This window comes from Saccharothrix sp. NRRL B-16314, from assembly GCF_000716595.1.
Taxonomy (GTDB): Bacteria; Actinomycetota; Actinomycetes; order Mycobacteriales; family Pseudonocardiaceae; genus Actinosynnema.
Map to the genome: position 1 here is coordinate 32,482 of NZ_JNXC01000001.1, position 11,998 is coordinate 44,479.

General features: G+C 70.7%; 10 protein-coding genes, 2 tRNA genes and 1 pseudogene. 4 read left to right on the plus strand and 9 right to left on the minus strand.

What is annotated here, in order from left to right:
• Window positions 1–13 precede the first annotated feature (13 nt).
• Both OQ02_RS00160 and OQ02_RS00165 read left to right on the plus strand, forming a co-directional pair.
• A complete protein-coding gene (locus tag OQ02_RS00160; RefSeq protein WP_033436140.1) occupies window positions 14–1,411 on the plus strand; it encodes a hypothetical protein in 1,398 nt (465 codons plus the stop codon).
• On the plus strand, window positions 1,408–2,814 hold the full coding sequence (locus OQ02_RS00165) for a DUF4407 domain-containing protein (protein ID WP_051771406.1): 1,407 nt from the start codon (window positions 1,408–1,410) through the stop codon (window positions 2,812–2,814). Before OQ02_RS00160 ends, OQ02_RS00165 begins: the two co-directional genes overlap by 4 nt.
• A gap of 420 nt (window positions 2,815–3,234) precedes the next feature.
• Here the strand turns inward: OQ02_RS00165 and OQ02_RS00170 are convergent.
• The 7 genes and pseudogenes from OQ02_RS00170 to OQ02_RS47075 all read right to left on the minus strand — a co-directional run.
• A tRNA-Arg gene (locus OQ02_RS00170) sits at window positions 3,235–3,310 on the minus strand.
• A gap of 38 nt (window positions 3,311–3,348) precedes the next feature.
• Window positions 3,349–3,438 (minus strand) — tRNA-Ser (locus OQ02_RS00175).
• 128 nt (window positions 3,439–3,566) lie between these two features.
• Window positions 3,567–5,564 carry an acetoacetate--CoA ligase gene (locus tag OQ02_RS00180; RefSeq protein ID WP_051771409.1) on the minus strand — a complete coding sequence of 666 codons (1,998 nt, stop codon included), beginning with the start codon at window positions 5,562–5,564 and terminating at the stop codon, window positions 3,567–3,569.
• Between the two features lie 59 nt (window positions 5,565–5,623).
• Entirely contained in the window at window positions 5,624–6,388 is a 765-nt protein-coding gene (locus OQ02_RS00185; RefSeq protein ID WP_033436141.1) for an ESX secretion-associated protein EspG, read from the minus strand.
• Window positions 6,385–7,770 carry a PPE domain-containing protein gene (locus OQ02_RS00190; protein ID WP_033436142.1) on the minus strand — a complete coding sequence of 462 codons (1,386 nt, stop codon included), beginning with the start codon at window positions 7,768–7,770 and terminating at the stop codon, window positions 6,385–6,387. Before OQ02_RS00190 ends, OQ02_RS00185 begins: the two co-directional genes overlap by 4 nt.
• Window positions 7,770–8,240, minus strand: coding sequence for a hypothetical protein (locus OQ02_RS00195; RefSeq protein ID WP_033436143.1), 471 nt, complete (start codon window positions 8,238–8,240; stop codon window positions 7,770–7,772). Before OQ02_RS00195 ends, OQ02_RS00190 begins: the two co-directional genes overlap by 1 nt.
• A pseudogene (locus OQ02_RS47075) lies at window positions 8,203–8,565 on the minus strand (hypothetical protein); the annotation flags it as partial. The pseudogene OQ02_RS47075 and the gene OQ02_RS00195, both read right to left, overlap by 38 nt.
• Between OQ02_RS47075 and OQ02_RS44635 the strand changes: the two are divergent.
• Window positions 8,536–8,856 carry a hypothetical protein gene (locus OQ02_RS44635; protein WP_033436144.1) on the plus strand — a complete coding sequence of 107 codons (321 nt, stop codon included), beginning with the start codon at window positions 8,536–8,538 and terminating at the stop codon, window positions 8,854–8,856. The pseudogene OQ02_RS47075 and the gene OQ02_RS44635 sit on opposite strands and share 30 nt — an antisense overlap.
• A 321-nt stretch (window positions 8,857–9,177) precedes the next feature.
• Here OQ02_RS44635 and OQ02_RS00205 read toward each other — a convergent pair whose 3' ends face one another.
• Window positions 9,178–9,855 carry a dienelactone hydrolase family protein gene (locus tag OQ02_RS00205; protein WP_033436145.1) on the minus strand — a complete coding sequence of 226 codons (678 nt, stop codon included), beginning with the start codon at window positions 9,853–9,855 and terminating at the stop codon, window positions 9,178–9,180.
• Window positions 9,856–9,976: 121 nt separating this feature from the next.
• Here OQ02_RS00205 and hisC point away from each other — a divergent pair, with 121 nt between their 5' ends.
• Entirely contained in the window at window positions 9,977–11,044 is a 1,068-nt protein-coding gene (hisC, locus tag OQ02_RS00210) for a histidinol-phosphate transaminase (RefSeq protein ID WP_033436146.1), read from the plus strand.
• A 28-nt stretch (window positions 11,045–11,072) separates the two neighbouring features.
• On the opposite strand, the gene OQ02_RS00215 is transcribed toward hisC, so the two are convergent.
• A complete protein-coding gene (locus tag OQ02_RS00215) occupies window positions 11,073–11,822 on the minus strand; it encodes a sulfite exporter TauE/SafE family protein (protein WP_033436855.1) in 750 nt (249 codons plus the stop codon).
• Between the last annotated feature and the right edge of the window lie 176 nt (window positions 11,823–11,998).

Consider the following 11,998-nt stretch of genomic DNA (forward strand, 5'->3'; position numbering starts at 1 on the left):
CTGGGAGCACTCCATGGAGAAGCAGCCGTATCCGGTGATCACCGAGCGCGTGCTCGAACCGCTACCCCCGAAGCGGGTGTTCAGCCGCAGCCGAGGCCGCCTGCGGGAGGAGGTGCCGCTGGTGCTCGCCGGTCACCAGCGCGTGTACCGCACGCGCAACCAGTACGTGTTGGACACGACCGACCTGCCCCTCGACTCGCCCACGGTGGCGGACGCCTCGCACGTGTCGGTGGTGGACGTCACCGCGGACACCGAAGTGGTCGCCGAGCTCGTCATCCCGTCGCGGGACGCGGCGAACTTCACGCTCCGCGTGGCGTTCCTGTGCACCGTGGTGGATCCGGTGGCGGTCGTGCACACCGGTGGCAGCGACGCCGCCGCCATGCTGTCCAGCTATCTCAAGGGCCACCAGCGGATCTTCCAGCTGGGCTTGGACTACGACCTCAAGGACATCAACGACCTGCGCCGCAAGCTCGACGCCCAGATCCGGGCCTACAACACCATCGAGCCGCCGGATTTCGCCGGTCTGACCGTCACCCTGGCCAGCGTCGAGGTCATGACGCCCACGCAGGTGGCCGAACTGGTGGCGAAGCTGCGCGAGGCGCAGCAGACGCACACCGTGAAGACGACCCAGCTCAGTCACGACCACCGGCTGCACGAACTGGAGCAGGTGCACCGCCAGTCGGCCGAGGTCCACGACACCGAGCACAGTCGTTCGCTTGACGCGATGCGGCGCGAGCACATCCGCCGGGAGCTCATGCGGACCGCCGAGGTGGTGGGGTCGGACCCGATCGCCGCGCTGTACCTGGCCCACGCCGCGGGCGAGGTGACCACGCGGGAGGTCGCGGACGAGCTGCGCAGGAGGCAGGAGCGCGAGATCGGGCAGGACCGCGACGACCTGCGGCTGGCAGTCGATCACGAACGGTCGCAGGAACGGCTCCGGTGGGAAGCGGAGCGGGCCGACGTGCTGCACCGGCAGCAGGCCGAACTGCGCCACGAGTCCTGGTCCCGTGAGGACCGCCGGTGGGAGATCGAGGCGCAGGCGCGACGCGACGAGGCCCAACGTGATTTCGCCCTGGAGGAGTACCGCGCGAAGCGGGAAACCGAGCGTGCGGACGCGCTGCGGAAGGCGGAGTGGAAGCGCGAGGACCGGCACCTGGAGAACGCGGTCGCGATGAAGGAGCTGGACGCGCAGCTCGACGTGGTCAAAGCGCTGGCCGCTCAGGGCCACCTCGACACGGCGAATCTAGGGCCCGGGCTCAACCGGCTGGTCACCGATCTCCTCGGCACCCGACCGACGGCGGTCGGGACGTCCGACGACGACCGGGCGATCACCGCACCGCCGGACCAGCCCGATCTCCCCGACGACCCGGACTTCGTCGACGACGACCGCAGCACGAAGGTGGAGGCATGACGGCCCTGGACGAGCGTCCGTCCGTCGCAGAGCTCGGTCGGGTCGGCTTGGAACCGCCTCCGGTCGACCGGCCGGTGCGGGCGTCGCTGCCGAACGACGTCGCGATCGGCGCGTTGCGCCCGGTGATGCCGCAGCGCGGCCTGCCCAGGTTGCTGCGGCGGATGATCGGCATCAACGAGGACGTGCTCGACTGGGTGCCGGAGGAGCGGCCCCGCTACACGCGCCTGGGTCTGATCGTGCTTAACACCGGTCTACTGGCGGCCGTGTCGATGCACCTGGCGCTCACGAGTGTGCTGGGCAACCACTGGTGGCTGCTGTTCGCCGACGTGATGTGGGCGGTGATCATCGTGACGGTCGACAGCTGGCTGATCTCCAGCACGCACGGCGCGGCGCGCACGTCGCTGCTCGGCACCTACCTGCCCCGCCTGCTGCTCTCCGTGTTGCTTGGCGCCGTCATCGCCGAGCCGCTGGTACTGGCCGTGTTCCACCAGTCGATCGACAACGAGATCCGGGAGACGCGCAAGGCGGAGATCGACGCCTACGGGAGCACGTTGAAGCGCTGCAACCCGCCGTCGGGAGAGATCCTGACCGACGCGTCGTGCACCGGGTTCCTCGTGGTGATCAGCGAGCGACCGCAGAGCGTGGTGGACGAGCTGATGCGTGCCACGTCGAACCGCGACGCGCTGGCGGTGAAGGTGCGCGACGTCGACGCCCGGTTGGCCGAGTTGGAGGGGTTGGCCCGGGACGAGTGCGCGGGCCGCGGTGGTCCGGGCCTGACGGCGGTGCCCGGCGAAGGCCCTGAGTGCACGAGAAACCGGGAGAAGGCCGACCAGTTCCGCCGTGACAACCAGGTCGACCAGCTGCACGCGGACCTCGTCACCGCCGATCGCCAAGTCTCCGACCTCACCGCGAAGGTCTCCGACGCCGCGAGCCGAACCGAACGCGAGGTCAACTCCGCGATCAGCGCGAAGATCGAGGAGAAACGCGGGAACCTCACCGAACGCGGCATCCTGGACGAGTTCGAGGCGTTGGGCAGCTTGTCGGCCAAGCACTTCACGGTCCTCATGGCACACCTGTTGCTGGCGTTGCTGCTGATCGCGCTGGACTGCCTGCCGGTACTCAGCAAGATGATGAGTACCAGCACCGAGTACGACGCGCGGCTGCGTCAACAACTCGCGGTCTCCGGCCGTCTGCACGATTTGCAGTTGAGGGCCAGCGAGAAACGTGACTCGGTCGACTTCGAGCTCCAGGAACTCCGGTTCCGGCAGAAGCTGCGGACGGGGGTCGAGGAGATCGGGGGCGAGGACCGAACCGCCAAAGCCCGCCGGAGGATGGAGATGGACGCGCAGATCGACCGCTTGGCGGCAACGCTGGAGGAGCGAACCAGCCTCGTCCCGCGGTGACGTCCTGACGCCGGTCCGAACAGGCACTCCACCGGACCGGCGTCAGCCCGCCAGTCGTAGGCCGTCAGGTGAACCCGAGGGCCGATCGCTTGACCCGTCGACGACTCGCTCACAGTCCTCCGTACCCGCAACGCGACTTCGGCCCTCTGGGATCGGTTCCGGCGGGGTAAGCGTGCCGAGGCGATAGCGACGAACCGCAGGTGCGTGCCTGCACAACGCACCTGTGCCGCTGCCACGCCTCGGCGAAAGAGGTGGCGGTGTCGTGGTGTGCGGCGACGGGGCCGTCGGTCAGGTGGACGGCGAGGTCGTCGGCCTGATCTGGGAGAGAGGACGCTGAGGCTCAGCCGCTGCCAGGAGGTGAACCTCAGTGACAATGCGTTCAGAGGCCCTGTGGAACTTTCTCCACAGGGCCTCTGACTCTGGTGCGCTCGGCAGGATTCGAACCTGCAACCTTCTGATCCGTAGTCAGATGCTCTATCCGTTGAGCTACGAGCGCGTCGTATTCAGTTGTCACCCGACCGAAGTCGGGTGTTGCGGAGGCTCCGGGATTTGAACCCGGGATGGGCGATAAACCCAAACCGCATTAGCAGTGCGGCGCCATAGACCAGACTAGGCGAAGCCTCCCGGAGCCCTCGGCTACGACGCATAGATTACACATGACCCCACCGCACTGGCAAAACGCCCCCCTCCTTGCCGCATCCTCCCTGGTCAGGAGGCATGCGGCAAGGGTTGGGGGTGCGTTCAACGCCAGGTCAGGAGCCGGCGGGGTGAGGTAGGTCTCGTGCCAGATCCAAAAATGGGCGCAGTGAGGCCGGGTTCCGGAGGGCGTCGAGGCTCACCGCGCGCTCCGGCGGGGTGCCGGCCAGGATCTTCTTCACGGGCACCTCGCACTTCTTCCCGTTCAGCGTCCTGGGGATCTCCTCGACGGCCACGAATCTGTTCGGCACGTGCCGCGGCGACAGGTTGGTCCGCAGCTCCGCCCGCAGGCGCGGCTCGAGGGTGTCCAACGTCACCCCCGGGTCGAGGACCAGGAAGCACAGCAGCTCACCGTCTGCTTGACCCGCACCCGATGTGTCGATCACCAACGAGTCCGCCACGCCGGGCAGGCCTTCGACCACACGGTAGAACTCGCTCGTGCCCATCCGGACCCCACCCCGGTTCAGGGTGGAATCGCTGCGGCCGTAGATGACCGCCGAACCCCTGCGGGTGACGCGGATCCAGTCGCCGTGCCGCCAGACGCCCTCGAACGTGTCGAAGTACGCGTCGTGGAGCTTCGAGCCGTCCTCGTCGTCCCAGAAGAACACCGGCATCGACGGCATGGGCTTCGTGATCACCAGTTCGCCCACCTCCTCGATCACCGGCTTGCCCGACTCGTCGTACGACTCGACCGCGGCACCCAGGGCACGGCAGGACAGTTCGCCCAGCCACACGGGACGGTCGGGGGCCGCGGCCACGAAGGCGGTGCAGAGGTCCGTTCCGCCGGACACCGAGGCGATCTGGACCTCCGACCCGACGGCCGACGCGATCCAGCGGAAGCCCTCGGGGGTCAGCGGCGCACCGGTCGAGCCGACGACGCGGAGCCCGGTGAGGTCGTAGCGAGCCGCTGGGTGGAGGTCTTCCTTCAGGCACGACTGGATGTACGGCGCGGACGTGCCGAAGTACGTCACGCGGTGCTGTTCGGCCAGGTGCCAGAGGACGTTCAGGTCGGGGTGCGCCGGACTGCCGTCGTACAGCACGATCGTCGACCCGACCAGCAGGCCGGAGACGAGGAAGTTCCACATCATCCAGCCGGTGGTGGTGAACCAGAAGAACCGGTCCCCCGGGCCGAGGTCGCTGTGCAGCGCCAGCATCTTGAGGTGTTCCACGACGATGCCGCCGTGCCCCTGGACGATCCCCTTGGGCAGCCCCGTCGTCCCGGACGAGTACAGGACCCACAACGGGTGGTCGAACGGCACCGGCTCGAACGCCAGTTCGGCGTCGGCGTGCGCAGCCAGCAGGGAGTCCCAGGTGACGACTCCGGGAAGCGGGGTGCCGCCGACGTAGTCGATCATCACGGTGGCGCGCAGGGACGGGATCTCCGCCCGCAGCTTCTCCACCGTCGACCGCACGTCGAACGCCCGCCCGTTGTACCGGTACCCGTCCACGGTCACCAGCACCGTCGGCGTGATCTGGGTGAACCGGTCCGCGATCGCCCGCGCGCCGAAGTCCGGCGAGCACGACGACCAGGTCGCACCGAGCGACGCCGCCGCCAGGAACGCGATCAGCGCCTCCGGCGAGTTCGGCACCAGCGCCACCACCCGGTCGCCCGGACGAACGCCGATCTCCACGAACCCGGCGCGCACGGCCGCCACCCGGTGACGCAACTCGCCGTACGTCAACTGCGACGACAAGCCGTCCTCGCGGTGGAAGACCACCGCCAGGTCACCGTCCGCGCCCCTCAGGGCGTGCTCGGCGTAGTTCAGCGTGGCGCCGGGGAACCAGGACGCCCCGGGCATCACCGGAGCCTCCAGCACGCCCGTGGGCGGGCTGTGGAACACCACCTCGAAGAACTCCGCGATCGCGCCCCAGAACCCCTCCAGGTCGGTCGTGGACCACTCCCACAGCGACTCGTAGTCGGGGAAGTCCAGCTCCTTGGCGGTGGCCAGCCAGGAGCGGAACGCGGTCATCCGGCTGTCCTGGACCCGATCGGGGTCCGGGCGCCACAGGACTTCCGCCTCGCCGGCGGCGGCGCCGGCACGCATCTCGGTCATACCTGAAGTTCCTAGCCGATCGGACGGCCCGGAACCACAGTAGGCATCCACACACCGGGTCAGTTCCGGCCGGCGCCCGCCACCAGTCCCTCGACCGCCGAGATCAACCGCTGGGCGTCCGCGGGCGCCATGACGAGCCACCCGTCGTCCCGCCGGACCAGGTAGCGGCCCTCGGTGGTGTCCAGCCACGACACCACGGCTCCCGTCGGGTGCAGGTACCCCGCCCGGTTGCGGGCGATCACGCCGACCTGGCCGCCGCCGCTGCGGGTCGTCACGGCGCGCATCAGGGTGTTGGCCTCCGGCTCGCGCAGGCCGACGCCGCGCAGCACGTCGAGGAAACCCTCGCTGCCGTCGTTCTCGCCCGCCCGGCCCGCGGCCAGGTAGTCGTCCCAGCGCACGTTCACCGAACGGCCGCCGCCTGGTCGCGCGGGTGGCAGGGTGTTGACCGTGGTCGCGGCCAGCGCGGTCGGCCGGAACCCGGCGACCTGCACCTGGCTGCCGAGCCGGCCCGCGAACGCGCCGTGCCACGCGGCGGTGGCCAGGCCGCGTGCCTGTTCACCGCGCAGCGTGAAGAACACCTCCAGGCCGATCTCGAACTCGGCCAGGCCGCGCAGCAGCCCGTACAGCTCCTCGTCGGGCCGCTCGACCGTGCCGAAACCGCGTGCCGCCAGGTCGCGGGACGCGGTTTCGACCAGCCTGGCCCGTTCCTGCTGGGTGTGCCCGAAGTGCCTGGTGCCGAGCGGCACCGGGTGGGCGTCCCGGTGGACGGCCTGCCAGAGCAGGAAGAACTCCACTTCGGTGAGCCGGAAGACGCGCTCGGTCACAGGCCGATCACCGGGGGTGCGGCCTTGCGGTCGACGCCGAAGACGTTGTCGTCGTCCTCCAGGTAGTTGGGACGGCTGCGGTCGCGGTCGTCGGCGCCGCCACCGGCGACGGGCGGCGGTGCGGCCATCGGCGCGGCGCCGATCATGCCCGCCTGCGGCGTCACCGACTTCGGCGCCTGGAACTGGCTGGTCACGCTGCCGGGGTTGGCCGAGCCGCCGCGGTCGCCGAGCGCACCCGTCGCCGAGCCGGGACCGGCCAGCGGGCCGGAGCCACCGCCGGCCGAGCCGACGGGCGTCGGCATGGACACGGGGCCGCGACCGCCGCCACCGAAACCGGTGAAGGTGCCACGTCCGCCGAAGCCGGAACGACCGGACTGCGGGGACGTGCCGCCGGGGCGTTGGCCGCCGGGGTTCGTCACGACCGGGTTGGCGGCGCCGCCGCCGCCGCCGTCGGTCACGGGCGGGGTCGTCGGCGTCACGGGCGGCTGCGGCGGAGGGGTGGGTGCGACCGGGTTGGTCGGCGGGCTGAACGACGGCACCGTCCGGTCGACCTCGTACGAGTTCAGCTGGAACATCGCCATGACCTCGGCGGCCTGGCGGTGCGTGGCGTCGGCGGTCAGCACCGAGTCGACCGCGGGCGCGGCGATGGTGTCGATGCCGGTGAACGCGCCGGGCGTCCGCGTGGTCAGCCGCGGGTTCGTGACGAGGCTCTCCTCGGCGATCGGGGACACCGCCCGGTAGCCGAAGTCCTCCGCGCGACGTCCGATCAGCGGCGACCTCGGCGTGGCGATCGGGGTCGGGGTGGCCACCGGCGTGGACGGAACGTCGGCGACGGGCGTGACGACCGGCGGCGCGGGCGCGGGCGGCGGCATCATCTCGCGCGCCGTCTGCACGTGGTCGATCTCGGTGGCGATGCACTTCGCCACGTTGTCGGCGTGCTCGCTGGTGTGCAGCGCCCACTTCTCGACCGACTCCAGCGCCTCGCGGGCGCGTTCGGCCGACTCGCCCTCCCAAGCCTGGGTGGACCGACTGATCGCCTTGGCCAGCAGCTCCTGCACCTCGCCGAGCGCCTTGCCGACGGTCGCCCAGTCGGTCTGGGCACTGCCCGCGGCCTTGAGGTCGACGCCGGTGTTGATCATCTCCCACAGCTGCTGGTGGCTGTAGGTCATCCAGTCGACCTTCTGGCCGAGGTCGGTGTGCTTCTGGTGGCCGTGACCGCCGCCGTGACCGCCACCATGACCGCCGCCCTGGCCCTGGCCACCTTGGCCGCCGTGGTGGCCGATGTTCTGGCCGCCGTTGCCCTGACCGCCGTGACCCTGGCCGCCGTGACTGCCCTGGTTGCCTTGGCCGCCGTGATTGCCGCCGTGCTTGTTGTCGCCCATCAGCCCTTGGCCTCCCCAGCCGCCCCGAACGCGTCCGCTGCTTCGTCGTCGGCGCGCTCCAGGTTCCGCGCCGCTTCGCGGATGGTCTCCTCGACCTCGAAGAGCACCTGCATGAAGTCACCGATCACGTGGACCGCGGACTCCTCGTGGCCCACCGCGACCTCGCGCAGCCGACGGCTGATCGCGTCGCTCACCCAGTTGTTGCCGAACTTCAGCTCGACGTCGAGGTTGTTGACCGCCCGGCCGTGCACGTTGTCGACCAGGCTCCGGGCCTGGGAGACGAGCTTGAGCAGGTCCTCGACGCCCTGCTTGTCCAGGTCGAGCTGGACGGACTCCTTGTCGACCGCGCCGAGCGCCGTGGTGGCCTTGGCCAGGTCGGTCTGCGCGGCCTCCGTGAAGCTGTCCTTGACGGGCGCCGTCGCCGCGGGTTCCTCAGCCGGCGGCGCGGCAGCCGCGGGTGCGGTCGCCACGGGTGCGGGAGGGACCGGTGCTCCGGTGAACCCGGCCGGCAGGGTGACGGTGGCGTTGGGATCGGTGACCGCCGGCGCGCCGGCGAGAGGTGCGCCGGCAACTGGTGCCGTGGCAACCGGTGCGCCGGCACCTGGTGCCGTGGCAACCGGTGCGCCGGCACCTGGTGCGGTGGCAACTGGTGCGGTGGCAGGCATGGCGGCAACCGGCGGCGCGGGGAGCGGCGCGGCAGCGCCCAGATCGGCGACCGGCGCACCCGCGACCGGAACACCGGCGACGGGGCCGTCCACGACCGGCGTGCCGGAGATCGGCGTGCCGGAGATCGGCGTGCCGGAGATCGGCGTGCCGGAGATCGGGACCTCGGCAACCGGCGCGTTCGCCACCGGCACCTCGGGAAGAGGCGTCCCGGGAACCGGCATCGCAGAGATCGGCAGCTCAGAGCTCGGCGTGCTCACAGCCGGCACCTCCGCGACCGGCGAGTCGGAGACCGGCGCGTTCGCGACCGGCGCCTCAGCGACCGGGACGTCCACAACCGGTGCCTCAGCGACCGGCACGTTCGCGAGCGGTGCCTCAACGACCGGGACATCGGGAACCGGCGCCTCAACAGCCGGCGCCTGAGCAGCCGGTGACTCGGCAGCAGGAGCCTCGGCAGCAGGAGCCTCGGCGACCGGCGGCCCGGGGACCGGCACGTCGGCCACCGGCGCGTGCGCGCCGAAGGCCGGCTGGCCCGCCCCGGACAGCGTGAAGCCCGGCGGTATCTGCACCGTGGGTGCACCCGCCGTGAATGAGACCGTGTTCCCGTCGCTCATCACTACCCCCTGCACTGCGCTTCGCCGCAGGCCCACCGCGCGTTAGCCGACGTCGACCGAATCACGCTTCCGGACGCCTTCCTTAGATGTACCGGTAAGCACGTTCGGTTCCAAGCCTCCGACCAGTTGCTTAGCGAAGATGTGAGTCGAACCAGTTCAACGCGCGCTGCCACGCCTCGGCACTGGCCCCCGGCGTCGTGTCGAACCGGTGGCTGGTGTCGGAGAACCGGACCACGTCGGTCGCCACGGGAGCAGCCGCCGCAGCGTCGCGCAGCTTCTCCACGTCGCTGAACGGGATCTCGGCGTCGTCGTCCCCGTACAGCCCGAGCCACGGGCACGTCAGCTCTTCCGCCACCTCCACCAGCGACGGCAGCCCCTCGGCCAGCGGTTCCAGGATGCCGCCGCCACCGACCGTGACGGCGGCGCCGATGGTTCGGCTTCCCGCGACCACCATCGCGACCGCTCCACCGAGGTCGAAGCCCATGACGCCCATCCGGTCCTGGCTGACGCCCTGCTGCCCGAGCCACACGAACGCGACGTCGGTGTCGGCCAGCACGGCCTCACCGGACAGCGTGCTCACCATGGCCGGCGCCTCGTCGCCGGACACCTCGTCGTAGAGGTGCGGCGCCACCGCCAGCCACCCCTCCGCCGCGAGCGAGCTGACCAGTCCGCGAACGGTGTCGGTCACGCCGCGCGCCTCGTGGAGGACGACCAGGCCGCCGCGGACGGCGTTCTCCGGCTCGGCGACCGTCAGCCGCAGCTCACGGCCGTCGGTGAGGGAGAGCGTCTCGGTGCGGGTAGCAATCATGGGGCAACCCTTCCACGTGGGGGTAAACGGCAGTCAACGTGAGCATCCGTACGGCAGGTATGCCCCATCCGGGTCTTTCACGGGCTAACGTCCAGCTCAGAACCCCGAAGGGAGTCCTTGGATGACCGTCCGAACCCGTGCCGATCTCGTAGCTCTGCCCGCATACGTGCCCGGCAAGACCATCCCCGGCGCGATCAAGCTGGCCAGCAACGAGGTGTCGGCCGGACCGCTGCCCAGCGTGGTGCGCGCGATCGCGGACGCGGCCACCGCGGTGAACCGCTACCCGGACACCGCCGCCACCGAGCTCGTGGCGCGGCTGGGCGACAAGCTGGGCGTGCCCGTCGAGCAGTTGGCCGTCGGCTGCGGCTCGGTGACGCTGTGCCAGCAGTTGATCCAGGCGACCTGCACCGGCGAGGACGAGGTGCTGTTCGCGTGGCGCTCGTTCGAGGCGTACCCGATCGTCACCGCCGTCGTCGGCGCGCGGCAGACGAGGGTGCCGCTGACCGGTGGTCACGAGCACGACCTGGACGCGATGGCCGCCGCGATCACGCCGCGGACCCGGCTGGTGTTCGTGTGCAACCCGAACAACCCGACCGGTACGGCGTTGCGCGCGGCGGACATCGAGCGGTTCATCGAGCGGGTGCCGTCGGACGTGCTCGTGGTGATCGACGAGGCGTACAAGGAGTTCGTGGCCGACCCGGAGGTGCCGGACGGCGTCGAGCTGGCGAAGGCGCAGTGGGCGGCGGGCCGGGACAACGTGGCCGTGCTGCGCACGTTCTCCAAGGCGTACGGGCTGGCCGGGCTGCGCGTCGGGTACGCGGTGGCGTCGCCCGCCGTCGCCGAGACCCTGCGCAAGGTCTACGTGCCGTTCAGCGTGAACGCGCTGGCGCAGGTCGCCGCGCTGGCGTCGTTGGACGCCGAGGACGAGCTGATGACGCGGTGCCGGGCGATCGTGGCCGAGCGGACGCGGGTGCGCGACGCGCTGCTGGCCGCCGGGTTCGAGGTGCCGGAGTCGCAGGCGAACTTCGTGTGGCTGCCGCTGGGTGAGCGGACGGCGGCGTTCAACGAGCACTGCCTGGCGCACAAGGTGGTCGTGCGGGCGTTCGTCGGCGACGGCGCGCGCGTCACGATCGGCGAGCCGGAGGAGAACGACGCGTTCCTCGCCGCCGCGACCTCGTTCACCGGCTGACCGCCTGACCCGCTGACCCGCTGACCGTTCACCGGGTCAGCATCTGGGCGATGGCCACGACTCCCACCAGCACGATCACCCCGCGCAACACCGCTGGTGGGAGTCGGCGGCCGACCTTCGCGCCGAGCTGACCGCCGACGACCGAGCCGACCGCCAGCAGCAGCACGGCGAGCCACGCCACGTCCGCGATGAAGATGAACAGCACGCCCGCGACCAGGTTCACGAACGCGGTCAGCACGTTCTTCAGCGCGTTCATCCGCTGGATGTGCTCGCTCATCAGCACGCCCATGAGCCCCATCACCAGCACGCCCTGGGCCGCGCCGAAGTAGCCGCCGTAGATGCCCGCCAGGAACACGCCGACCCACAGCGCGAGCCCGCCGTGCTCCTGCCGTTCCCGTTCGGCCAGCTTGCGGTTGAGCCACGGCTGGGCGATCACCAGCACCAGCGCGATGGCGATCAGCACCGGGACGATCGCCGAGAACGCGTCCTCCGGCAGCACCACGAGCAGGATCGCGCCGACCACCGCGCCGAGCACCGACGCGGGCAGCAGCCGCTTCACCCGGCCCGCCTGGCCGGTCAGCTCACGCCGGTAGCCGAACGCGCCGCTGAGCGAGCCGGGCACCAGGCCGAGGCTGTTGGAGACGTTCGCCACCACCGGCGGGTAGCCGACGGCCAGCAGCACCGGGAACGTCACCAGCGTGCCGGAGCCGACCACCGTGTTGATCCCACCGGCGAACACACCGGCCAGGACGACGAGGATCGCCTCCAGCGTCGTCACGACCACACTCCCGGTTCTCGCAGTTGGTCAGCGACGCTAACACCGCGTCAGGCGGTAGGGGGTGTGGTTCCCGCGACACCTGGCTCCGCCCGAACGGCGGTTCCGGCGTTACGCCGAGTGCCTCGCCCGGTCAGTGCCTCGCCCGGTCAGTGCCTCGCCCAGTCAGTGCCTCGCCC

Coding starts and splice junctions, on each gene's coding strand:
- OQ02_RS00180 (WP_051771409.1), bottom strand. CDS start 5,564: ATGACCGAGATGCGTGCCGGCGCCGCCGCCGGCGAGGCGGAAGTCCTG.
- OQ02_RS00165 (WP_051771406.1), top strand. CDS start 1,408: ATGACGGCCCTGGACGAGCGTCCGTCCGTCGCAGAGCTCGGTCGGGTC.
- OQ02_RS00190 (WP_033436142.1), bottom strand. CDS start 7,770: ATGGGCGACAACAAGCACGGCGGCAATCACGGCGGCCAAGGCAACCAG.
- OQ02_RS00205 (WP_033436145.1), bottom strand. CDS start 9,855: ATGATTGCTACCCGCACCGAGACGCTCTCCCTCACCGACGGCCGTGAG.
- hisC (WP_033436146.1), top strand. CDS start 9,977: ATGACCGTCCGAACCCGTGCCGATCTCGTAGCTCTGCCCGCATACGTG.
- OQ02_RS00160 (WP_033436140.1), top strand. CDS start 14: ATGGAGAAGCAGCCGTATCCGGTGATCACCGAGCGCGTGCTCGAACCG.